The sequence below is a fragment of the Streptomyces rubiginosohelvolus genome, from assembly GCF_014649875.1.
GTDB classification, from domain to species: Bacteria; Actinomycetota; Actinomycetes; order Streptomycetales; family Streptomycetaceae; genus Streptomyces; species Streptomyces rubiginosohelvolus.
The window spans coordinates 40,883-63,951 of the sequence record NZ_BMTW01000005.1; the positions used below are offsets into that span (position 1 = coordinate 40,883).

Annotated in this window: 19 protein-coding genes; 7 read left to right on the top strand and 12 right to left on the bottom strand. The window is 73.0% G+C overall.

All coding sequences use genetic code 11. From position 1 onward, the window contains the following. Positions 1-11 precede the first annotated feature (11 nt). A complete protein-coding gene (locus tag IE134_RS14470) occupies positions 12-806 on the bottom strand; it encodes a protein phosphatase 2C domain-containing protein (RefSeq protein WP_030715378.1) in 795 nt (264 codons plus the stop codon). A 364-nt stretch (positions 807-1,170) separates the two neighbouring features. On the opposite strand from IE134_RS14470, the gene IE134_RS14475 reads away from it, so the two are divergent. Genes IE134_RS14475 through IE134_RS14495 form a run of 5 tightly spaced genes read left to right on the top strand, consistent with a single transcriptional unit; the run spans position 1,171 to position 7,106 of the window. Next, on the top strand, positions 1,171-4,287 hold the full coding sequence (locus IE134_RS14475; protein ID WP_189430799.1) for a sensor histidine kinase: 3,117 nt from the start codon (positions 1,171-1,173) through the stop codon (positions 4,285-4,287). Continuing rightward, a complete protein-coding gene (locus tag IE134_RS14480; protein ID WP_029182359.1) occupies positions 4,284-4,763 on the top strand; it encodes a roadblock/LC7 domain-containing protein in 480 nt (159 codons plus the stop codon). Before IE134_RS14475 ends, IE134_RS14480 begins: the two co-directional genes overlap by 4 nt. Beyond that, positions 4,760-5,176 (top strand): DUF742 domain-containing protein, encoded by a 417-nt coding sequence (locus IE134_RS14485; RefSeq protein WP_006127542.1) that lies wholly within the window; start codon positions 4,760-4,762, stop codon positions 5,174-5,176. Before IE134_RS14480 ends, IE134_RS14485 begins: the two co-directional genes overlap by 4 nt. Next, positions 5,157-5,831, top strand: a complete 675-nt coding sequence (locus IE134_RS14490) for a GTP-binding protein (RefSeq protein ID WP_030715365.1) — start codon at positions 5,157-5,159, stop codon at positions 5,829-5,831. The genes IE134_RS14485 and IE134_RS14490 overlap by 20 nt, the downstream gene beginning before the upstream one ends. A 39-nt stretch (positions 5,832-5,870) precedes the next feature. Beyond that, positions 5,871-7,106 carry a styrene monooxygenase/indole monooxygenase family protein gene (locus IE134_RS14495; protein ID WP_030715363.1) on the top strand — a complete coding sequence of 412 codons (1,236 nt, stop codon included), beginning with the start codon at positions 5,871-5,873 and terminating at the stop codon, positions 7,104-7,106. Between the two features lie 81 nt (positions 7,107-7,187). On the opposite strand, the gene IE134_RS14500 is transcribed toward IE134_RS14495, so the two are convergent. From IE134_RS14500 to IE134_RS14520, 5 genes are all read right to left on the bottom strand, one after another. Further along, entirely contained in the window at positions 7,188-8,477 is a 1,290-nt protein-coding gene (locus IE134_RS14500) for a C40 family peptidase (RefSeq protein WP_030715360.1), read from the bottom strand. A gap of 161 nt (positions 8,478-8,638) precedes the next feature. Further along, positions 8,639-11,563 (bottom strand): outer membrane protein assembly factor BamB family protein, encoded by a 2,925-nt coding sequence (locus IE134_RS14505; protein ID WP_030715357.1) that lies wholly within the window; start codon positions 11,561-11,563, stop codon positions 8,639-8,641. A 136-nt stretch (positions 11,564-11,699) separates the two neighbouring features. Further along, a complete protein-coding gene (locus IE134_RS14510; protein WP_098895586.1) occupies positions 11,700-11,975 on the bottom strand; it encodes a DUF8847 domain-containing protein in 276 nt (91 codons plus the stop codon). A gap of 4 nt (positions 11,976-11,979) precedes the next feature. Then, positions 11,980-12,756, bottom strand: a complete 777-nt coding sequence (locus tag IE134_RS14515; RefSeq protein ID WP_030715354.1) for a TetR/AcrR family transcriptional regulator — start codon at positions 12,754-12,756, stop codon at positions 11,980-11,982. Between the two features lie 34 nt (positions 12,757-12,790). Further along, entirely contained in the window at positions 12,791-13,726 is a 936-nt protein-coding gene (locus IE134_RS14520) for an AurF N-oxygenase family protein (protein ID WP_030715351.1), read from the bottom strand. A gap of 252 nt (positions 13,727-13,978) precedes the next feature. Between IE134_RS14520 and IE134_RS14525 the strand changes: the two genes are divergently transcribed. Together IE134_RS14525 and IE134_RS14530 are read left to right on the top strand one after the other, a co-directional pair. After that, positions 13,979-15,091, top strand: a complete 1,113-nt coding sequence (locus tag IE134_RS14525) for a ferritin-like domain-containing protein (protein WP_126930754.1) — start codon at positions 13,979-13,981, stop codon at positions 15,089-15,091. Between the two features lie 106 nt (positions 15,092-15,197). Further along, positions 15,198-16,046, top strand: a complete 849-nt coding sequence (locus IE134_RS14530; RefSeq protein WP_030715345.1) for a hypothetical protein — start codon at positions 15,198-15,200, stop codon at positions 16,044-16,046. Between the two features lie 7 nt (positions 16,047-16,053). On the opposite strand, the gene IE134_RS14535 is transcribed toward IE134_RS14530, so the two are convergent. The 6 genes from IE134_RS14535 to IE134_RS14560 all read right to left on the bottom strand — a co-directional run bounded on the left by IE134_RS14535 (position 16,054) and on the right by IE134_RS14560 (position 22,987). Then, a complete protein-coding gene (locus IE134_RS14535; protein ID WP_126930753.1) occupies positions 16,054-17,172 on the bottom strand; it encodes an amidase family protein in 1,119 nt (372 codons plus the stop codon). Positions 17,173-17,209: 37 nt separating this feature from the next. Then, positions 17,210-18,667 carry a peptidoglycan D,D-transpeptidase FtsI family protein gene (locus IE134_RS14540; protein WP_126930752.1) on the bottom strand — a complete coding sequence of 486 codons (1,458 nt, stop codon included), beginning with the start codon at positions 18,665-18,667 and terminating at the stop codon, positions 17,210-17,212. Continuing rightward, entirely contained in the window at positions 18,664-20,046 is a 1,383-nt protein-coding gene (locus tag IE134_RS14545; RefSeq protein ID WP_126930751.1) for an FtsW/RodA/SpoVE family cell cycle protein, read from the bottom strand. The genes IE134_RS14540 and IE134_RS14545 overlap by 4 nt, the downstream gene beginning before the upstream one ends. Positions 20,047-20,203: 157 nt before the next feature. After that, positions 20,204-20,707, bottom strand: a complete 504-nt coding sequence (locus tag IE134_RS14550; RefSeq protein ID WP_126930750.1) for an SH3 domain-containing protein — start codon at positions 20,705-20,707, stop codon at positions 20,204-20,206. A 94-nt stretch (positions 20,708-20,801) separates the two neighbouring features. Beyond that, on the bottom strand, positions 20,802-22,184 hold the full coding sequence (locus tag IE134_RS14555) for an ATP-binding protein (RefSeq protein ID WP_098018988.1): 1,383 nt from the start codon (positions 22,182-22,184) through the stop codon (positions 20,802-20,804). Beyond that, complete coding sequence (locus tag IE134_RS14560; RefSeq protein WP_098895592.1) at positions 22,181-22,987, bottom strand: hypothetical protein; 807 nt, start codon at positions 22,985-22,987, stop codon at positions 22,181-22,183. Before IE134_RS14560 ends, IE134_RS14555 begins: the two co-directional genes overlap by 4 nt. Positions 22,988-23,069: the final 82 nt, after the last annotated feature.

The window sequence follows — 23,069 nt, forward strand, 5'->3', positions numbered from 1 at the left end:
CCGGCTGTCCGTCAGACCAGCTCCACCAGGAGCGCGGTCGCGTCGTCGTGCGTCTTGCCCCGCCGCAGCCGTACGCGCCCGGCCGCCGCGTCGGCCTCCTCCAGCTCCCGCACCCGGTCGATCAGCCCCTGCGGCCCCGCCTTCCGCAGCAGCCCCAGCGTGTCCGCCCAGTCGCCCTCGCCGAACACCTCCGTCCAGCGGGCCGCGCCGTCCGTGAGGGCGGCCAGCGCCCGGACGTCCGCCGCCGGGACACGGCCCGTCACCGCGCGCGAGGCCACCGCCGGATCGGCGGCGGCCGTGAAGAAGCCGCCCTCCTTGTTGCGCACGGTGGCGTCGGCGATCTCGTTCGAGGCGAGCGAACCCGGCGGCAGCCGCGTCAGCCGGTCGTCCAGAATCGACCGGACCGCACCGTCGTGGGACTCCAGCAGCAGGACCGAGTCGGACAGCACCAGGTACTCGATCGTGCGTTCGCCCCAACGCGCCAGGGCCACGGTCGCCTGAGGCGTGCGCACGTGAGAAAGGTCACAGGTGACCCGATGGGCTTCGGCTGTACGGGAGATGGCCGCGGCCAGGATCTCGGCCAGGGTCAGATCAGGGCGGGAACCGGACAGTTCCACCAGCGCACCGCCCAGCCGCGCGGTGAACCACGGGACCGAGTGCACACAACCGTCGTTCCCCCGCGGTGGGGTGACACCGTCGAGCAGCACCAGCGCACCGCCCTGGCCGGACGCGGGAAGAGTCCCGGACACCCAGTCCTCGTTGGGGCGTTCGGGACTGCCGGGGACGGTGGCGAGTTCGATGCGCATACCGCCAGTCTGCACGAGCCCTTCACCATCCCCGCACGCGGCCGAAGATGGCCTGTACCAGCAGGTCAACGCGGGCGCGCGAGGCGGAAGGACGGGCTCCGGGGAGCGTGCGGGCGGGCATCCTGCCAAAGGCTGAGCGGAAGTTCCACCCCGTGACCCACGCATGGTCAGGGGTCCCGCGGGGGAGACTTGTTCGTCAACTCCAGAGTGATGTTCACTCCTTCGAGTGGCGGAGCGGTTGATGCGCGCCCCCCTCTCATAAGCGCTGGAATGGTCGGAAGCCGTACCAGGAGCGGGGCGCCCTTCCATGTGACCGTGCGTCACCTCTGCTTCAAGGGTGGACGAGTCAAGATTGCGAGCACCGGTGCAGAAGAAGCGGCCGCGGAGCAAGGGCACGACGCGCGACGGTTCCGGGGCGACGCCTCCGGCACCCGGTGCGGACAAGCGGACCGTGCGGGTGCGCAGCCGACTGGTCGCCGGGGTCGCGGTCGTCGGCGTCATCGTCGTGGCGGCGGGCACCCCCGCCGTGCTCGGAGCCTCCGCCGATCTCACCGAGTCCCAGAGGCTGGTCACCCTCGCCGAGCTGAACCAGCAGGCGGTCACCCTCGGGCACTCCCTCGCCGACGAGCGTGACGCCGTCACCGCGTACATCGCCGCCGGCCGCGCCGAGGAAGGCGACGGCGGCGACGGCGCGAAGAACCGCACCGCCCGCACGACCCGCGTCGACCAGCAGATCGACGAGATCCACGACGCGGCCTCCGCGGCCCTGCGCCGGGACCTCTCGACGGTCCCCTCCGTGCGCCGCTCCGCGCTGACCGGCAAGGGCTCGGCCCTGGAGGCGCACCAGGCGTACTCCGACCTCATCGCCAAACTGCACGGCATCGCCGCCGAACTCGCGGAGAAGACCCCGCCGCGCGCCGCCGACGCCACCCGGGCCCCGCTCACCCTCGGCGGCGCCTCCGAACAGGCCTCCGCCACCCGCGGGCTCCTCCTCGCCGCGCTTTCCGTGCCCAGCCCCGAGCCGACGGCCCCGCAGACCGACCCCTTCACCGGGCTGCCCGTGCAGACCCAGGACGAGGGCGCCGCCCGGGCCGACCGCGAACGCGACGAGCTGAGCGCCGCCGCCCAGCAGGCCCGGGTACGGGAGCTGGCCGCGCTCGCCGACTTCGACCAGGCGGCGGACCCGGAGGCCCGCGACAAGCTCTCCGCCACCGTCACCGGCTCCCAGGTCAACGACGCCGAGAAGTACCTCACCCGCCTCACCGACCGCCCCGAGCTGTCGGAAGCCGAACGCAAGGTCAGCCCCCGGAAGCTGGAGGCCGCGCTCTCCGCCCGCGTCGACCGGATGCGCAGCGTCGAGTCCGCCCTGACCACCGGCCAGGTCCAGCACCTGGAGGGCCTGCGCGACGACGACGTCACCGCCCTCGAACTGGCCATCGCCCTGCTCGGCGGCTGCTTCCTGCTCGCCGTCGGCGTCTCCACCGCCGTCGCCCGCACCCTCACCCAGCCGCTCGCCGTCCTGCGCATCGGCGCCGCGCGCCTGGCCGAGGACCCCGAGAACGCCGAACCGGTCCGCTACACCGGCCGCAACGACGAGTTCGCCCAGGTCGTCCGGTCGATGAACACCCTGCACGGCCGGCTCACCGCCCTCCACCAGGACCTCGGCGGACGCGTCGAAAGCCTCACCGCCGAACGCTCCGGCCTGATCAAGAGCCGCGAGTCCCTGGCGCAGCAGCGGACCGAACTCCAGGAGCGGACCGCCGAGCTCGCCACCCAGCTCGGACAGCTGAAGAACACGGTCCACCACACCTTCGTCAACCTCTCGCTGCGCACCCTCGGCCTCGTAGAGCGGCAGCTCGGCGTCATCGAGGGCCTGGAGGAGCGCGAGCAGGACCCGGAGCGCCTGGCCACCCTCTTCAAGCTCGACCACATGGCCACGGTCATGCGCCGCCACAGCGAGAACATGCTCGTCCTCGCGGGCGCCGAGCACGGCCACGGCCACGCCGGGCCGATCCCGCTGGTCGACGTGGCGCGCGCCGCCGTCAGCGAGATCGAGCGGTACGAGCGAGTCACCATCCAGTCCCTGCCGCCGCACGCCCAGATCGCCGGGTTCGCCGCCGACGACCTCAGCCACCTGCTGGCCGAACTCCTGGAGAACGCCACCTCCTTCTCCCCGCCGGACTCCCATGTCGAGCTGTCCGGCTGGTTGCTGGAGAGCGGCGAGGTGATGCTCTCCGTGTCGGACGAGGGCATCGGCATGTCGACGGTCCGGATGGACGAGCTGAATGCCAGGCTGGCCGACCCGGCCTCGTTCGAGGCCGGTGAGCAGAATGCCGACGGCGCCGGACTCGGTCTCCAGGTGACGTCGTTGCTGGCCGCCCGGCACGGCGTGCGGGTCCAGCTGCGCGAGCAGAAGGGGAGTGGAGTGACGGCCGTCGTCGTCCTGCCGCAGGCCCTGCTGCCCAAGACGCTGCCCGCCGCCACCCCGCCCGCCGTGCAACTGCCCGGCGACGCGCCCACGCTCAACCTCCCGGGCTCGGTGGCCGAAGCCAACTCCAATGCCCTGCCCAGCCGTTCCCCGCAGCCGGCCGCGCTGCCCGAGCCGGCCGCCGACGCGGAGAACGCCCACGAGACGGCCGCCGGGACGCCCGCCGAGCCCGGCCCGGCCGAAGCCGACCCGATGATCGCCGCCGCCGAGCGGACGATCCGCGAGAACGCCGACGCCTCCGAGGGCGCCGACGCCGGGACCGCTCCGGCCGAGACCGCCGACGAGAACCCGGAAGCCACCGCCGTACCGCCGCAGGACCGGACGCGGGAGGTCCGGCAGCCGATCGCGGAAACCGAGACCGACGCCGGGACCGCCCCGGACGCCGACGCGGACGCCGACACGGACACCGCCGCCGAGTCGGAGTCCGAGATCACGCTGCAGGTCCGGCTGCCGAAGCCGCCCGCGGCTCCGGCGGAAGAGGCCGCACCGTCCGCCGACCCGTACGCCATCGGCCCCGACCGCCACGAGCGCCCGGCCGACACCGGACCCGGCCACCACGACCCGGACGGGCCCGCGTTCCGCCCCGCGCCCCGCGCCGAGGCCCCCGAAGCGGCCGCAGTGCCCGACGCCCCCGCCGAGACCGTCCCCGGCCCCCGCCGCCCCGAGCCAGGCCGTGTCACTGACAAGGGACTGCCGAAGCGCACCCCCAAGGTGGTCCGGCCGGACGACGCGACCCCCGCCCCCGGACGCACCGGCAGCCTCGACCGGGACGCGCTGCGCCGCCGGCTCGGCAGCTTCCACCAGGCGGCGAAGGAGGGCCGGCGCGACGTCGAGGCCGAGATCGCCGAGACCGGCGGCATCGCCGTCGCCCAGCCCGGGAGCGTACCCACGGGGCGTACGGGGCACGAGAGCACCACCGCGCACCCCACAGGCGCCGCACAGGACACACGGAACGAAGAGACGGGGGACACAGTCGAGGAGGCACGCAGTTGACTGCGCCCAGCACATTCGGGCTGAGTACCGAGGCCCGGAACCTTCACTGGTTGCTGAGCAATCTCGTGGAGGAGGTGCCAGGGGTCCACTCGGTCACCGTCGTCTCGTCCGACGGCCTGATGCTGCTCTCCTCCGACCCCGGCCATCACCAGGCGAAGGCCGCCGGACCGTCGGACGGCCCCAAGGGATCCAGCGCCGACCTGGCCACGATCGTCTCCGGCATCGGTTCGCTGACCGTCGGAGCCGCGAAGCTGATGGACGGCGGCGGCGTCAAACAGACGATGGTCGCCATGGACGAGGGCAGCGTCTTCGTCATGTCGATCAGCGACGGCTCCCTCCTCGGCGTCCACGCCACCCCGGACTGCGACATGAGCGTCGTCGCGTACCACATGGCCCTCTTCGTCGGCCGGGCCGGACACGTCCTCACCCCCGAACTCCGCAGCGAGCTGCGCACATCGATGGAGAGCGCCCTGTGACCACCGCCGCAGCGGAACCCGCCCCCCGGCTCCCCGTCCGCGGGGCCGACAAGCGCCCCGCCCGGGTCCGCCCGTACTCCCTCACCGGCGGCCGCACCCGGTTCGGGCACGTCCTGCTGGTCGAGACGTTCGTCGCTGCCCTCGAAGCACCCGAGGAGCGCCGCGAACTCACCAACGGCAACCTCGCATCGCGGGTCATGCCGGAGCTCCAGGCCATCGTCGAACTCTGCCGCCGCATGCGTACGGTCGCGGAGATCTCGGCCCTGTTGAAGATGCCGCTCGGAGTCGTCCGGGTGCTGCTCAGCGACCTGGCCGACCAAGGAAAGATCCGCGTGTACGGAACCGGTCACGGCACCGGCCAGCCCGACCGCGCACTGCTCGAAAGGGTGCTCAATGGACTCCGCCGTCTCTGAGGCGCCGCTCTTCGCCCCGCGTCAGCCGGGCTCCCGGGACGACCGGCCGTCGCAGCCCCAGGACCAGGCCGAGGAGTCCCTCCAGGCCTGGCAGCTCGACCACACCCGCGCCCCCACCGCCACCAAGATCGTGGTGGCGGGCGGATTCGGCGTCGGCAAGACGACGTTCGTCGGCTCGGTCTCCGAGATCACACCGCTCCAGACCGAAGCGCTGATGACCCAGGCCAGCGAGGAGACCGACGATCTCTCGGCGACGCCGGAGAAGACCACCACGACGGTGGCCATGGACTTCGGCCGTCTCACCCTCGACGACGACCTCGTCCTGTACGTCTTCGGCACCCCGGGCCAGCAGCGCTTCTGGTTCATGTGGGACGACCTGGTGCGCGGGGCGATCGGCGCGGTCGTCCTCGCCGACACCCGGCGTCTGGAGGACTGCTTCCCGGCGCTCGACTACTTCGAGAGCTGCGGCCTCCCCTACATCGTGGCGGTCAACCACTTCGAGGGAACCCCCGGTTACGAGGCGGAGGACGTCAGGGAGGCCCTGACCGTACCCCCGCAGGTGCCGATAGTGATCATGGACGCGCGTAACAGGATCACGGTCGTCGAGTCGCTGCTGGCCCTCGTGGGCCATGCTCTCGACGTCACCCCCGCCTGACGCCTCGAATTCAGAAACGACGGAGCACGGAGAGCCGCGATGCGGAAGATACTCATAGTCGGAGCCGGCCAGTCCGGGCTCCAGCTGGCCCTGGGGCTGCAGTCCAGAGGCTACGAAGTCACCCTGATGTCCAACCGGACCGCCGACGAGATCCGCTCCGGCCGGGTCATGTCGACGCAGTGCATGTTCCACACCGCGCTCCAGCACGAGCGGGACTACCAGCTGAACTTCTGGGAGTCCCAGGCCCCGAAGATCGAGGGACTCGGCGTCTCCGTCGCCGCCCCCGACTCCTCCCGCGCCATCGACTGGGTCGGCAAGCTGGACGGGTACGCCCAGTCCGTCGACCAGCGCGTGAAGATGGCCGGCTGGATGGAGACCTTCGCCCAGCGCGGCGGACAGCTCGTCATCCACGGGGCGGCCGTCTCCGACCTGGACTACTTCTCCCGCACCTACGACCTGGTGATGGTCTCGGCCGGCAAGGGCGAACTGGTCTCCATGTTCGGCCGGGACGCGGCCCGTTCGCCGTTCGACGCCCCGCAGCGCGCGCTGGCCGTGGCGTACGTCCACGGCATGGGCCCGCGCCCGGAGCACCCGGAGTTCGACGCGGTCCGCTGCAACCTGGTGCCGGGCGTCGGCGAGCTCTTCGTCATGCCGACGCTCACCACCTCGGGCCGCGCCGACATCCTCTTCTGGGAGGGCATCCCGGGCGGACCGCTCGACGCCTTCCAGGGCATCAAGGACCCCTCCGAGCACCTGGCGAAGACCCTGGAGCTGATGGAGAAGTTCACGCCGTGGGAGTACGCCCGCGCCACCAAGGTCGAGCTGACCGACGCCAACGGCACCCTCGCCGGCCGCTACGCCCCCACGGTCCGCAAGCCGATCGGGCGGCTGCCCGGCGGCGGCCTGGTCCTCGGCGTCGCGGACGTCGTCGTGGCCAACGACCCGATCACCGGCCAGGGCTCCAACTCGGCCTCCAAGTGCGCGAACGCGTACCTGGACGCGATCGTCGAGCACGGCGAGAAGGAGTTCGACGCGGCGTGGATGCAGTCCACCTTCGACCGTTACTGGGAGACCGCACAGCACGTCACCAAGTGGACCAACGCGATGCTCGGCGTCCCGCCGGAGCACGTGCTGAACCTGATCGGCGCCGCCGGCCAGCTCCAGCCGGTCGCGAACCGCTTCGCCAACGGGTTCAACAACCCGGCGGACTTCGAGAACTTCTTCTACGAGCCGGACAAGACGAACGCCTACCTGGCCTCGGTCGCCGGGGCCTGAGCGCCCCGATCACCGCTTCGGCGGCCGGACCAGCACCGCCGGTCCGGCCGCCGAGGTCTGTTCGTACGGGCCACGTACGGCCTACGAGGCGTCGGGCGCCGCATCCGTGCCGTACCCCGTGTCCGAGCCGTCCCGCGCGCCCTCGGGCAGCTCCGGGCGGGTGTACGTCGACAGCGGGGCGCCGCCGGGGTCGGGGCGTACGGCCCCCAGCAGCGGGTTCGACGCCAGCGGTGAGACCTTGACCTTCGCGCCGGGGCGGGGCGCCTGCACCACCAGGCCGTCGCCGATGTACAGCGCCACATGGGTCGCCTTGGGGAAGTAGATCACCAGGTCCCCGGGGCGCAGCGCGGACACCGGCACCCTCGGGAGCTGCTTCCACTGCTCCTGCGAGGTGCGCGGGATCGCCCGCCCCGCCGCCGACCAGGCTTCGGACGTGAGCCCGGAGCAGTCGAAGGAGTCGGGCCCCTCCGCGCCCCACACGTACGGCTTGCCGATCTGCCGGACCGCGTACGCCACCGCGTCCCCGCCCTGCCGGGTCGGCGGCCGGGTGGAGCTGAGCGCGCCGGAAGCCACCAGCTCGCGCTGGGCCTTGTCCACGCCCTGCTGTTCGAGACCGGCGAGCTGGGTGATCTGTTCCTCGGAGAGCGTGGCGAGCAGCCCCTCGACCTCCCTGAGCTTGCCGTTCACGGCATCGCGCTGCTTCTTCTGGCGGGCTGCGAGCTTCTTCTGCTGGTCCAGCGCCTTGCGGGAGGCGGCGGCCAACCGGTCGGCCCGCCGGGCGGAGTCGGTGAGCCGGTCCACCGTCGCCGCGCGGTTCGCCGCCAGCCGCCCCACGACGTGGCTCTGGTCCAGGGCCCGCTGGGGATCGTGGGCCAGCAGGAGCCGGAGGTACGCGGAGAACTCCGTACGCCCCTGGTACTGCTCCCGGGCCAGCCGCCCGGCGTCCCCGCGGCTCACCTCCAGCGCGGCCCGCGCCTTCGCCAGGTCCGCGTTCACCTTCTTGAGCTGGGCCGTGCGCTGCTTCAGCTTCTCGGCGGTGGCGTTGTAGGTCTCGCTCGCCTCCTCCGCCGCCTGGTAGCGGGTCTGGAGTTCGCGCAGCAGGGCGACGACGCTTCTGGGCGCCTCGGGGGCGGCGAGGGCGGTCTCGGCGTCGACCTCCGCAGCGTCCGTTTCCGTGTCCGTGTCCGCAGGGTCCTCGTCCGCCGCGTCCGTGTCGGCGTCCGCATCCGGCGTGTCCGTGTTCGTGTCCGTCGCGTCGGATTCCTCGGACGGTACGGGGCCGGGCTCGGCCGAAGCGACGGTGGCCGGCGAGACCGTGAGCGCCGTGGTCAGCACGGTCGTGCAGACCGCGCGCAGGAACCTGCCTGACACGACATCACCTCCGTGACGGAGACGCGGCCCGGCAACGGACCCGTCCATAAGTGAGCGAATCCTATTAATCCGGTCACTCGGTGTCGGGTGATGCAAGCACCGCGCGGCGCGCCGCCCGGGGCATCCCCCGGACGGCGGTGATGACGGGAGGGCGTGCTGCCTCAGGCCACCGGGAAGGCGTAGAAGGACCGGTCCCGCTGGACGACGACGGTCTCGCCGAAAGCGAGCGTCCGGTACGACGCGCTGACCGTCTCGCCCTTCGGGTCGGCCGACCCGATGTCCTGGAACTTCCACAGCCGCTCGCCGTCGGCCGCCGAGAACACCGTGACCTGGATGGCGTCGGCGGCGATCAGGGTCTTCTCGCTGCCGCTCAGCGTGAGCGAGGGGGCGGGTCCGGTGCCCGGCACCTCCGTGGAGCGGCGCCACACGAGCCGGCCGCTCTCCCGCTCCACCGCGCCGACCAGCCGGCTGCGTTCGGTGGTGTGGATGAGGGGCCCGGCGATCAGCGGGGTGCCGAACCACGAACCGTCACTGCCCTCGACGCGCCACAGCGGCTTCGCCGTGTCCGCCTCGAAGGCCTGGAGGTCCTGGCCGACCGCCGCGTACAGCGACCCGTCCTCGTCGCCCGAGGTGGCGGCCTCCAGGGAGGCCGCGCCGTACTGCCTGGTCCACAGCAGCTTGCCGGTCTTCTGGTCGAATGAGCGGACCGACCCCTTCCCCTTGGCCTTCTTGACCTCGGCCGCCGTCAGACTGACCGCGTCCTGCCGTACGAGGACGTCGGCGGAGCGCTCCGCTACCACCCGGTAGGCGGGGGTGCCGGGGGCACGGCCCGCGGGCACGGGGGTACGCCACAGCTCCTTGCGCTGCACGATGTCGTACGCGAAGAAGTAGGCCTCGACGACTTCCTTGTCCTTGCCCTTCTTCTTGCCCTTCTTCGGCTTCGGGGCCTTCACCGTGACCGTGTGCGACCCGGTGAACCAGATGACCGGCCCGGAACTCCCGGCCAGCCGCCCGACGGTGAGCCCCGGCAGGTCGTCGAAGGCCTCGGTGTAGCGCACGCGGTGTACGACCTTGCCGTCCTTCGGTGACAGCCACAGGAACTCCGTCGGGCTCGCAACGAAGACGAGATCGGCGCCCGCCGCCAGTGCGACCTGTCCCTTCGCCCCGTCCGCGCGCTGCCACAGCCGCTTGCCGGTGCGCAGGTCGACGGCGCTGGCCTGGCTCTCGCTGGTCACCACGAGGAGCTTGTCCTGCCAGAGCGCGGTGGTGAGCGGGGACGACTCGGAGGCGGGGTGCGCGTAGATCCAGCGCGGCTCGGGGGCCTGGCCGGGGAGCGTACGGCGGGGCTTGGGCGCGGGCTTGTCGTCCGTCGCCCGGGCGGTGTCCCCGGACCCGAGCGCGGCGACCGAACCGCCGCCCACGATCAGCCCGCCGACGGCCGCCGCCGCGATGGTCAGGAGGGTCCGGCGGCTAGCGGCCGGGTCGGGCGCCGGGGCCGGTGCGGGCGGCAGCGGCAACGACACCATCGGCCCCTGGCCGGGACCGGCCGGGCCCGCGGGCCTGGCCGGGAGAGCGGCCGCGGGGTATGGCGCGGGCCCGCCGTGCGTGTGGCTGTGCGGCTGCGCGGTGACGGGTGCGGCGGGCAGGGCGAGGGGTGCGGCGGGCTGCACGGGGTGCGGAGCCGGGAGGGCGTCCGGGGCCCGGGGCGCGGTGAGTTCGTGGGGGAGCGCGAGCTGGGTGGTCGGCCGGTCGTTCTGCGGCGGGCGCGGCCCGGTGTTGAGGAAGCGGGTGGTGCCCCGGTCCTCGCCGATGTCCCCGTTCCCCGTGTCGGCGTTCCCGGAGGGCGCGGGGGCGTCGGCGGGCTTCTGGAGCGCGGGCGCGTCCACCGGCGGCGCGGGCAGCGGCCGGGCGTCCTCGGGCTCCGGGGCCGCGGGGCTCTCGGCGGCCTTGGGGGCCCCGGAGGCCGTCACCGGCGGCGCGTCCTCCGGCCGTGCGTCCTCCGGTTCCGGGGCCGTGCGCGCGCCCTCCGGCTCCCGGAGCGTCCGGGGGGCCTCGGGCCGGGCGTCCTCGGGGGCGGCGGCATCGGCCTGGTCGGGCTTCGTCCCGGCGTCCCCGGGCGCGGCGGGGGCGACCCCCTGCTCGTGCTCCGCCGCGGCCGCCCCCTCCTCCGGCACCTCCAGGGCCAGCACCCGCGCCTCCTGGTCCGCCACCGCCGCCGCGAGCGGTTCGGGCAGCCAGCCGCCCCGGGCGAGGCCCGCCGCGCCCTCCAGGGCCAGCTCGGCGGCGACCGTGCCGGCGGTGGGCCGCTGATCCGGGTCCTTCGCCAGGCAATTCGCGATCAGCTCGCGCAACTCCTCGGGTACGGCGTCGAGTTCGGGCTCGTCCTCGGCGATCCGGCGGGTGGCCTCCTCGGCCGGGCCCTCCGTGAACGGGGTCGTCCCGGTCGCCGCGTACGCCAGGAGCAGCCCCAGTACGAACAGGTCGGAGGCGGCGGAGACCTCCTTGCCCTCGATCTGCTCGGGCGTCAGATAACCGAGCCGTACCGACAGCTGGCCGCCCGGGCGGGCCTCCGCCGACGCTGCCGCGCCCAGCGGACCGAAGGCGGTCAGGCGGGGGCCGTCGGCGGCCAGCAGCACCGTGCCGGGGGCCAGGCCCTGGAGCACGGACCCGGCGGCGTGCACCCGGGAGAGGATCTCGGCGATGCCCGCGCCCAGTATCCGCAGCGCCCGCTCGGGCAGCGGACCGGCGATCCCGATCGCCTCGGCCAGCGGCAGCGCGGGGACGTAACCCGCCGCCGTCCACAGGGGTTCCGTCTCGCCCGCCGGCGTCTCGGCCGGGTCGCCGGTGTCCAGGGGCGGGGTCACCCAGCCGCCCGCGAGGCGTTCGGCGGTGCGGGCCTCGGCCTGGAAGCGGCGGCTGAAGACGGGGACGGCGGCCAGTTCGGGGCGCGCGGCGGTGATGAGGGCGGTCTCGCCGGACGCGATGTCCCGGGCCACGTACCGCACGGCGCTCGCGCCTTCGTCGAAGCGGGCCAGCGCGGTGAAGCGACCGAAGCGGCGTGGATCGTCCTGACGCAGCGCCTCCATGGCGCACCCCCTTGTGACCGTTGTGCGGCGACCGGATGGCCCGTCCCCGGCGCCTGACCGTCGATCTTAGACCCACCCCCCCCATTGCCGATGGGTCTAAGGGCCTGTGCCGTACGCGGGGACCGCCCGCGGTCGTTCAGTCGCGGCGCGGGGGCTTGGACCAGGGCCACTTGAGCGTGCGGTGCTCACGGCCGCCGGGGGCGTACTCGTACACCCAGCCGCGCTGGAACCCGAGCCGCTTGGTGTAGCCGGCCGGGACCCGCTGGTAGGCGTACACCGTGGCGGGGCCGCCGTCGGGGGAGGGCACCGGGACCTCGTACCACTTCGGCGGATGGCCGGTCGGGCCCAGCAGGATCGGCAGGACCCGGCCGTCCAGGGGACCGCCGCGGAAAGGGGTGTTCTCGCTCTTCACCCGGTCAGTCTGACGCAGGGGACGCGGGCAGCAGGTGCGCCGCCTCCGCGACGACCGGAATCACCCGTTCCGCGAGCTGTCCGGCCGGTCCTTCGGAGGTCTCCAGGGCCAGCAGGTCGTTCACCACCGCCGCGGTCTCCGGGTCGGTGGCGGCGGTCGCGGCGAGCAGGGCGATGAGGTGGTCGACCAGCCAACCGCGCAGTTCGGCCGCGGCCGGCTGCTTCCCGTCGTCCAGCCACATCAGCGACGCCGCCTCGACGGCCGCGATCCAACTGCGCACCATCATCCGCAGCCTGGGCCCGGCGGGCTGCTCCCCGGCCCCGCCCATCCGCCCGAGGTGCCGCAGGATCTCGTCGGCCGCCGCCCGGCGCACCCCGTCCACGATCGTCGTGGTCCGGGAGGTCTCCACGACGCTGCCGCCGCGCAGCAGGGCGCTGAACCCGGTGTCGTGCTCGTCGACGAAGCGCAGATAGCGGTCCAGGACCCGGGCGACCCGCTCGGTCGGCGGGCCCACCGGCGGTTCGGTGAAGCACAGCGTCAGCTCGTCGGCCGCCGAGCCGAGCGCGGCCTCGTACAACTGCTGCCGGCCGCCCGGGAAGTAGCGGTAGACGAGTGGCCGGGACACCCCGGCCGCCACCGCCACCTCGTCGAGCGACACCTCGTCGGGCGCCCGGTGGGCGAAGAGGCCGAGCGCGGCGAGCAGCAGCTGGGCGCGGCGCTCCTCGACGCTGAGCCTCCGGTACGTCGCCCGGGGCGGCGGGACTGCGGCGGTGGACGTCATGCCCCCGAGCCTAGACCGTGCCGGCCCGTACACCTCAGGCCAGCAGGCCGGAGCTTCGCCACAGCCGGCGGCCGACGCCGTTCAGCAGCCCGATGTCGTCGAAGAAGTCCGTGAGCCGTTTCGCCCCGGACTGCATGACCTCGGCGCGGTGGCCGCTCGCCTTCACCTGGGCGAGGGCCTCCCGGCGGTCCAGGCCGACGTTCTCGTACACCTGCGGGTTCACGAAGCAGACGGAGAACACCCGGGCCGCCTCGCCGCAGCTGACCTTGGTCAGTTCCCGCTCCCAGCGCGGGGCGGTCACCATCTGGCGGCGCAGCTCCTCGCGGGCGTACCGGACGTGCCGGGCCTCCTCGATGACATGGATCCGGGTCACCCCGCGCACCAGGGTCTGCACCCGCTCGTCCGGGAAGGTGAGGCGCTGCATCCAGTCGAGGATCTCCTCGCCGAGCAGGGTCGCGGCGAACGAACCGGGGGTGGTGGAGACGGTCTTCAGGACCCGCGCGAGGTTGTGGTAGACCCGCGGCACCGGATACGTCGGGGCGCCGCCCCAGTCGATCATGCGGCCGAACATCATCGAGTGCCGGCACTCGTCGGCTATCTCCGTGAGCGCGTAGCGGACGTGGTTGCTGGTGACGGGCTTGTCGTAGATGTGCCGGACCAGCAGCTGCATCAGGATGATCTCGAACCAGATGCCGAGCGAGGCCAGGGCCGCCGCCTCGTGCCGGGAGAGGTCGAGCCGCTGCTCCTCGGACATGCGGTCCCACATCGGGGTCCCGTACAGCGAGAGCAGCTCCGGCGGCCAGAACCACTTGCCGTCCTCGACCGCCGCGTCCCAGTCGAGTTCGGTGTCGGGGTCGAAGGAGTGCTTGGCCGAGGATTCGAGCAGCCGCAGGGCGATCTGCTCGCGGTCGCGGAGCGGCCCGAGCGCGTCGCGGAGCACGGTCGCATCGCGAGCGGTGACGGTCGTCATGGCGGGAGCACCTCACAGAGGGGGACCGGGAACAGGAGCCACCGGAAACGGGAGTTACCGACGGTCACCTCTTATGAGACTGCTCGTCAGCAAGGCCGTCAATCCCTTGCGCACGGTTCCGTCCGACTTGTTGACCCGATGTCTACCAACGTGTGAACCTGCCGGGGAGGCGGCTGACGCACGCGCTCAACTGCCTTCGGCGTCACGGAACTTGTCGATCATGTCCCGCTGTCCGAGGCGAAGGAGCCGTCCGTGTCCACCCATGAGCTCTACACCACCCCGCCCGCCGAACCGATCTGGCAGGTCCCCGCCACCGGGGCCGCCCGGTTCAGCTGGGACTACGACGACGGCCGTGAACGCCTCCTCGCCCTCTACCAGAAGGGCAAGGACAAGCAGTGGGACGGCAACAAGCGCATCGACTGGTCCCTGGAGGTCGACCCCGCCGACCCGCTCGGCACCCCCGACGAGGCGCTCACCCTGTACGGCACCCCGCACTGGGCGAAGATGACGGAGAAGGACCGGGCGGAGCTGCGCAAGCACTACACCTCCTGGCAGTTCAGCCAGTTCCTGCACGGCGAGCAGGGCGCGATGGTGTGCGCGGCGCGCATCGTGGAGTCCGTCCCCGACCTGGACGCCAAGTTCTACTCCGCCACCCAGACCATGGACGAGGCCCGGCACGCCGAGATCTACGGCCGGTTCCTGCACGAGAAGATCGGCATGCTCTACCCGGTCAACGACAACCTCCAGGGGCTGCTGGGCGACACCCTGCGCGACTCCCGCTGGGACATGCCCTACCTCGGCATGCAGGTCCTGATCGAGGGCCTGGCGCTGGCCGCCTTCGGGATGATCCGCGACACCACGACCAAGCCGCTGCCCAAGCAGATCCTCGCGTACGTCATGCAGGACGAGGCCCGGCACGTCGCCTTCGGGCGCATGGCGCTGCGCGACTACTACAAGCAGCTGAGCGACGCCGAACTGCGCGAGCGCGAGGAGTTCGTGATCGAGGGCTGCTACCTGATGCGGGACCGGCTCAGCGGGGTCGAGGTCCTGGAGAACTTCGGCATCGGCAAGCAGGAGGCGAATGACCTCTCGGAGCACTCGGAGTACCTCCAGCTCTTCCGGAAGCTGCTCTTCAGCCGCATCGTCCCGTGTGTCAAGGACATCGGCCTGTGGGGCCCCCGCCTCCAGAAGGCGTACGTCGACATGGGCGTCCTCGAACTCGGCGACTCCAACCTCGACCTGCTGATGTCGCAGGACGAGGAGATAGCCGAACAGCTGGACCGGGACCGCTTCGCCGCCGAGGAGGAGGCCCGGGTGGCGGAGGTCGCGGAGGCGATCGAGGAAGGCGGCGAGGCGGCCGCCTGAGCCGAGGAGGGCGGCGAAGCGGCCGCCCGGGACGCCTTCCTCTCGACCTGATACCGATATCGGCCGCATCGAAATTCTGTTCGCAAACCTGCCGTACCGTGAGCGCATGACCACCCCGCCGCATCCGCCGCAGGGCCCGTACGGGCCGCCGCACCCGCAGAATCCGTACGGCGGCCCGCCGCCGGTCGCGCCGGGGGCCGTGCCGCACCAGCAGCCCTACGGCTACCCGCAGCAGCCCCCGCTCCCGCCCCAGCAGGGCGGCTGGGGGCAGCCCGGCCCTCCGGGTGCGGGCGGCGGCTGGCCGCCCCAGGGACCTCAGCCCCCGCGCCGCAAGCGGACCGGGCTGATCGTCGGGATCGCGGTCGGCGCGGTCCTGGCGGCGGGCGGGATCGTCTTCGGGGTCACCCAGCTCGCCGACAAGGGCGCCGACCTGGTGTATCCGAAGGCGGAGTACGAACTCGTCGTGGAGAAGAAGCTCCTGGACGGCGAGTTCAGCCTGGAGCAGGACCTCTCGGAGACCGAGGGCGAGGAGATCGAGAAGACCCCCGACGCCAGCATCCGGGACGCCGAGGCGGTCGTCGCGCACTACACCTCGGCCAAGGGCGGCGCGTTGGTGCTCTCGGGGATGTACGGGCGGCTGGCCAGCCCCGACTTCATGCGCGGCAAGATCATGGAGGGGGCGGCGGAGGCCGACGGCGCGACGCTCGTCGTGCGCCCCAAGAAGTTCCGGCCCGAGGGGCACAGCATCACGGTCGAGTGCCAGGTCGTGCAGTCGAAGGAGTCCGGCGGCCTCGTCAGCATCCCCATGTGCGCCTGGGGCGACGACAACACCGCCGCGATGATCGGGGTGATCCGCCCGGAGACCCTGCTCAAGGACCCGAAGTCCATCGACCTGGCGGCGGTCGCGGAGGAGACGGCCAAGGTCCGCGAGGAGATCCGCCGGCCGATCGGCTGACCGTCGCTCAGCGATGTCCCGGTGGCGGCGGCGTCGGCGCGGCGGGCAGGGCATCCTCCACCGCGCGGGCCGCGGCGAGCAGCCCCAGGTCCGCGCCGCGCGAGGCCACCAGCTGGAGACCCACCGGACAGCCGTCCCCGGTGAACCCGGCGGGCAGGCTCGCCGCCGGATGCCCGCTCAGGTTGAACGCCCAGGTGAGCGCCGTGGAGTAGCGGGAGCCCGGGCCCTCATGGCCGTGCGGCCGGTTCGGGGTGGCCGGGGTCAGCAGCAGGGCCCCTCCGGAGAACAGCGCCTCCAGCCGCTCGCCGTTCGTCCGCCGCACCCGCACCGCCTCCGGGTCGTCCGGCGGCCCGCCCCGTACCGCCGTCCAGGCTCCCGCCGGGTCGAGCAGTCCGGCGTCGCGGTCCAGCAGGCGTACGGTCCCCGCCGCGACGAGCCGGTCCACCGCCGCCCGGACGACGGCCGCCACCTCCGGGTCCACCTCCGCGAACCCGAGGTCCTCGCTGTACACGGCGGGCAGGGGGAGAGGCAGCGGAAGCCCGAAGGCCTCGTCCGGCGGGCCGCCACCGCCCAGCACCCGGCGCAGATACGGCTCCGCTGCCGCCGCCGACCGGGCGAACACGCCGGCCGAGGCCAGTCCGGTCCGGTCGGGGGAGGGGAGCAGCCCGTTCGTCGTCTTCAGCCCGAACACCCCGCACCAGGCGGCCGGGATGCGGACCGAGCCGGCCCCGTCGCTGCCCGTCGCCGCCTCCGCCATCCCGGCCGCCACCGCGACCGCCGACCCGGCCGACGACCCGCCCGGAGTACGGTCAGCCCGCCACGGGTTGACCGTACGACCGCGCGCGCCCTGCCCCCAGGTCTGCCAGACGGTGCCGGGGTCGGGCACCGAGGTCGCGCCCACCGGGACCCCGCCCGCCGCGATCAGCCGGCGGGCCGCGTACGAGCGGATGCCGGAAGGGCCCTTCACCGCGAACGGCAGCCCGCCCAGGGGGAGTCGCCGCGCCAGGGCCTCCCGCTCCCGGGCGAGCGCCGTCTCCGGCCAGACCTCGATGAACGCGTGCAGCGCCGGGTCCAGCCGCTCGATCCGTTCCAGGGCCCGCGCCACGGCGGAGGTCGTACGCGTCATGGGCCCAGTCTGCCCGCACCGTCCGACGCCTGGCGGGTCACTCCTCCATTGCCGCCTCCATCACGGCCCGGGCGATCGGGGCCGCGCTGCCGCCGCCGCTGATGTCGGCCCGGTCGGCGGCCGCGTCCTCCACCACCACCGCCACCGCGACGGCGGGGCGGCCGGAGTCGGGGGCCTGGGCCCAGGAGATGAACCAGGCGTACGGCAGACCGGAGTTGTCGACGCCGTGCTGGGCGGTGCCGGTCTTGCCGCCGACCCGGACCCCGTCGATCGCCGCGTTCGACCCGGTGCCGTTCTCCACCACCTCGACCATCATCCGCTGGAGCTGCACGGCCGTCGCCGGGTTCATCGGCCGCTCGTACGACTCCGACCCCTCCTGCCGGACGGTGTCCCCGGTGTTCGTGGTCACCCGGTCCACCAGATGCGGGCGCCGCAGATCCCCGCCGTTGGCGACCGCCGACGCGACCATCGCCATCTGGAGCGGGGTCGCCGTCGTGTTGAACTGCCCGATCGAGGACAGGGCCAACTGGTCCTCGCTCATGTCCGTGTCGAAGTTGCTCCTCGCCACCCCGGACGGGATGCGCAGCCCGGTGTCGTTGAAGCCGAACTTCTCCGCCGTCCCCACCATCCCGTCGAGGCCGACCTCCACCCCCAGATGGGCCATCACCGTGTTGCAGGAGACCCGGATCGCGTCCGCCAGCGACGCGTTCTCGCAGCCCCTCGCCTCGTTCGGCAGGGTCGTCCGCGTCCCCGGCAGGACGTACGGCGACGGGGTGTCCGTGGCCGCGTCCGCGTCCGTCACCACCCGGTCGTCCAGAGCCGCCGCCGCCGTCACGATCTTGAACGTGGAGCCCGGCGGATAGGTCTGCCGGATGGCCCGGTTGAGCATCGGCATGCTCGTGGAGTCGTTCAGCCGGGACCACGCGTCGGTCACCGCCGCCCCGGTCCCTGACAGCCGCTCGGGGTCGTACGAGGGGGTCGACACCAGGGCCAGGATCGCGCCCGTCGACGGGTCCAGGGCAGCCACCGCGCCCCGCCGCCCGCGCAGCCCCTCGTACGCGGCCTGCTGCATCGAGGCCTTGATGGTCGTGACGACATCGCCGCCCGGCTGCCGGCCCCGGGTGAACTCGTTCCAGAAGGGCAGCGGAGCCAGCAGCGAGTCCGTACCGGAGAGCACGGCGTCCTCGGCGTTCTCGATCAGCGTGGTGCCGTACGTCTGCGAGGCGTATCCGGTCACCGGTGCGTACAGCGGGCCGTGCAGATAGGTGCGCTCGAAACTGAGCTGTTCGCCGGTCTCCTTGTTGCCGGTCACGGACCGGTCGCCGACCAGGATGTTCCCGCGCGGCTGGTCGTAACGGACGATGGCGTCACGGCGGTTGGCCGGGTTGTCGTCCAGCTCGTCGGCCTCGAAGAGCTGGACGCGGGCCGCGTTGACGAGCAGCGCCACGAGCAGCAGCAGACAGAAGGCGGCGGCCCGCCGGATGTAGCGGATCACCGGTTCTCCTCCTCCACGGCCGCCGCGACGACCCCCGTCTCCACCTGCTCCGGATGGGGCCGGCGTGCCACGTCGCTGAGCCGGATCAGCAGCGCCACGATGATCCAGTTGGTGACGACGGACGAGCCGCCCTGCGCGAGGAACGGCATCGCCATCCCGGTCAGCGGGATCAGCCCCATCACCCCGCCCGCGATCACGAACATTTGGAGCGCCAGGATCGAGGCGAGACCGATGGCGAGCAGCCGCCCGAACGGGTCGCGCAGGGCGAGCCCGGCCCGGTAGCCGCGCGCCACGAGCAGCGCGTAGAGCAGGAAGATCGCGGTCAGCCCGGACAGGCCCAGCTCCTCGCCCGCGGTCGCGAGGATGAAGTCGGACTTGGCGGCGAAGCCGATCAGGATGGAGTTCCCGGCGCCGAGCCCCGTCCCGAGCATCCCGCCCGCCGCGAACGCGAACAGCGACTGGGCGAGCTGGCCCGGGCCCCGCCCCGCGTCGATCGAGGCGAACGGGTCCAGCCAGTCCTCCACCCGGCTGTGGACGTGCGGTTCGAAGGAGCCGACGACGAACGCCCCCACGGCCGCCAGGAGCAGCCCGACCGCGATCCAGCCGGTCCGGCCCGTCGCCACGTACAGCATGATGACGAACAGCCCGAAGAACAGCAGCGAGGTGCCGAGGTCGCGCTCCAGCACCAGCACGCCGACGCTCAGCAGCCAGATCGCCACGATCGGCCCGAGCACCCGGCCCGCGGGCAGTTGCAGCTTCCACACCCTGCGGCCGGTGTACGCGAGCGCATTGCGGTTGGCGGCGAGATAGGCGGCGAAGAAGACCGCCAGCAGGATCTTGGCGAACTCCCCGGGCTGGAAGGAGAGTCCGCCGATCCGGATCCAGATCTTCGCCCCGTTCACCGCCGGGAAGAAGATCGGCACGATCAGGAGCACCAGCGCCGTGGCCACCGAGAGGTACGCGTACCGCTGGAGCACCCGGTGGTCGCGCAGCAGCACCACCACGGCGGTGAACAGCGCGACGCCGAGCGTGGACCAGACGAGCTGGGTGGGCGCGGCCTGGTCCCTCGGGGTCTCCAGGTCGAGCCGGTAGATCAGCACCAGGCCGAGGCCGTTGAGCAGCACGGCGATCGGCAGCAGCAGCGGATCGGCGTACGGGGCCCGGAAGCGGACCGCGACATGGGCGAGCAGCGCGAGCGCCCCGAGCCCGGCGCCGTATCCGGCGACATCGGGCGGCACGGCTCCGTCGTGGGTGAGCCCGACCGCCGCATAGCCGAAGACGGAGATCAGGACGCCCCCGACGAGGAGGGCGAGCTCCACCCCGCGCCGCTTGGGCAGGCGGAGCTCGGGCGGGGGAGCGTCCGCCGTCTTTGCGGTCATGCTCCGCAACGTAGCAAGAGGTGGGCGGTATTTCCCTTATGTCACAACTTTGTCGCTTCCGAAGCCCTCTCGCACCCGCGCCCGCCCGTGGAGCGCGCGGCGACAGGGGCCGGGCTCCAGGGGCGGGCGCAGGTGCGGATGTGCGGGTGACGCGAGGTCAGCACCACTTCGGCGCGGTGCCGATGTTCTCGATGTAGCGGGCCGAACCCCAGGCCCAGGTGCCGTCGGTCAGCAGGTACCAGCGGTTGTTGCCGTCGACGTTGTCGCCCTTCGTCTTGCAGAAGATGTTGACGTACGAGCCGTACTTCACCGAGCCGACGACGCGGCTGCTGCGGGTCGGCTTGTCACGGAGCAGCAGGTACGGCTTGGCGATGACCCGTCCCTTGTAGGTCCGCTTGGGCGCCTGGGGCCGCGCCTGGCCCTGCTGCTGCGCCTCCTTCTGCTGCGCCTCCTTCTGCTGCGCCTCGTGCTCGCGCTGCAGCGCCGAGGCGGAGAGCTCGTCGGACGTCGGGTCCGGAGCGGTGGCCTCCGCACGCTGGCCGACGGGCTGGGGGTCGGCCGCCATGGCGGCGGGAGCGGCGGCCGTGAGCGCCGCGAGCGTGCCGGTGGCGACGCAGAGACCGAGCCGGCGGAGCCGCGAGGGGCGGGACAGGGGGGACATGCTGCCTCCATGCGATGAGGAAAGCGGAACGTGGGGGACACGAGCTGGGCTCGTGATCGTCACGCTAAAATCGCCACTCACGGTCTGCAACGCGTCACGATGCGTGAGGGCCGTTCCCCGTTGAGCCGTCCGGGTCGTCCGGGCCCCGCCGACCCCTGTCCCCACCGGGATTCCCGGCGGAATCACCGTCGTCGAGCCGCACGTACTCCGGCAGGGTCAACCGGGCGAGCGCCCCGCCGTCCGGCGCGTTGCCGAAGTCCAGCCGGGCGCCGATGACCTGGGCCTGGCCGAGCGCGATGGTCAGCCCGAGACCGTGCCCCTTGCCCGCGCCGTCCGTACGGAACCGCTGCGGTCCGCCGTCCAGCAGATACGCCGGGAACCCGGGCCCGTGGTCCGTTACGGAGACCACCGCGCCGTCCACGCTCAGCACCACCGGAGGGGCCCCGTGCCGGTGGGCGTTGGCCACCAGATTGCCGATCACCCGCTCCAGCCGCCGCCGGTCGGTCTCCACCCGGGCCGCGCCGCTCACCCGTACCTCGGTGTCGGTGCCCGACGCCCGGACGACCCGCTCCGCGATCGGCGCGAGATCGTGCACGGCGAGGTCGACCTGCTCGGTACGGGCGTCCAGTCGGGAGATCTCCAGCAGGTCCTCCGTCAGCGCCCGCATCGCCTGCACCCGGTCGCGCACCAGCTCCGCCGGGCGGCCCGGCGGCAGCAGTTCGGCGGCGGCCGACAGACCGGTCAGCGGAGTGCGCAGCTCGTGCGCCACATCGGCGGTGAACCGCTGCTCGGTCTGGAGCTTGCGCTGGAGGGTCGAGGCCATCGTGTCGAGCGCGCCCGCCACGATCGCCACCTCGTCCTGGGCGCGGACCGGACGCGCCGTACGCGGATCGTTCACCCGCGCGTCGAGATCGCCCGCGCTGATCCGGCGGGCCACCCGGGCGCTCTGGTGGAGGCGGCGGGTCACCCGGCCGACGGCGAACAGCCCGACGAGCAGCGTGGCGGCGATGGCCAGCAGCGAGGAGCCGATGATCGCCCGGTCGAGGCCGCCGATGGTGCGCGCGCTGTGGCTGTAGTCCGTCCAGGTGGCCAGCGCCCGCCCGTCCGCCGGGCCCGCCGCCCACATCGCGGGGCCGCCCTGGCCGTCCGGGTCGCCCGGCCGGTGCGGCCCGTCCGCGACGACCGTGCCCCGCTCGCCCCCGGCCGCGAGGGCGCGCAGCGAGCCCGGCAGGCCGGGCGGGTCGATACCGGACCCCCGGGGCAGCGGCTCCCCGGCCTCGTACGCGTCGGTGACGACCTCCAGCCGGGCGAGCGCCTTCTCGCGGGCGTGCTCGACGGTCTGCCGGGTGACGGCGGTGTGCACTAGGACGCCGAGGAGGGCGGCCAGGGTGCAGCACATGGCGGTCAGGAAGACCGCGGACTTCCAGGTGAGGCTCGCGGTCCAGGAGGGCGAGCGGAACCGGCGCCGACGCCTCATCGCGTCCCCGTGGCGGAGTCGGAAGGCGTCGGCGTGCCCGGGCTCGATGGGGCGTCGGCGGACGGGGTGGGCGTGCCCGTCGCCGGGTTCGTCGGCGTGCCCGTCGGTGTGCGTTTCGGCCTCGGGGCCTTCCGGTGTTCGGGCGTCCGCAGGATCTCGTCCCGGGTCGGCAGCATCGCGCGCTGCCGGTCGTCCCAGGACCACGCGGTCCGGTACTCGTACCCCGGGATCACCGAGGGCGCCCGCATGATCAGGTCCCGGCCCGCCAGCTCCACGCTGATCACGGCGTCGTAGGTGGACATGATCCGGGTCAGCCCGCCCGCGTCGGGCATGTAGACGCGCACGGCGAGCTGCTGATCGGGCATGCGGATGCCGAGCACGAGTTCGTCCCTGCCGTCACCGGTCAGGTCGCGGTAGTACGGCGGGAGGACCGGGCAGTCGTCCGGGGCGGTCCGGCACGCCTTGATCTGCCGCACCGTGCCGTCCGGCAGCTCGTCCAGGCCGCTGTCCCGGTCCGTCTTGGCCTTCAGGCCGGCCTGCGCCACGGCCACCGGATCCAGTCGCCGCACATCCCCGCCGGTGACCCGGATCCCCGGGATCCGCGCGGTCTCGCCCTCCCCGTAGTCGTACGGGGCGGAGGAGGCGGGCGGCAGCTCCGGCCACAGGGCCTTGGGCTCGACGGCCGACGGCGCGTCCCCCGCGCTCTTCAGCCCGCCCGCCGCGCCGCAGCCGGACAGCAGGGCGAGCGCGGCGACGGCGCACACGGCGGTGCGGGTCGCCGCCGGGGCGCGGTGCGGTCGCACGGCTCGCCTCCTCCTCGACGACAGAGGCTTCACACCCTAATCGGACGGCCGTGTGCAATGCCCGGTTCGCACCACTGTGTGA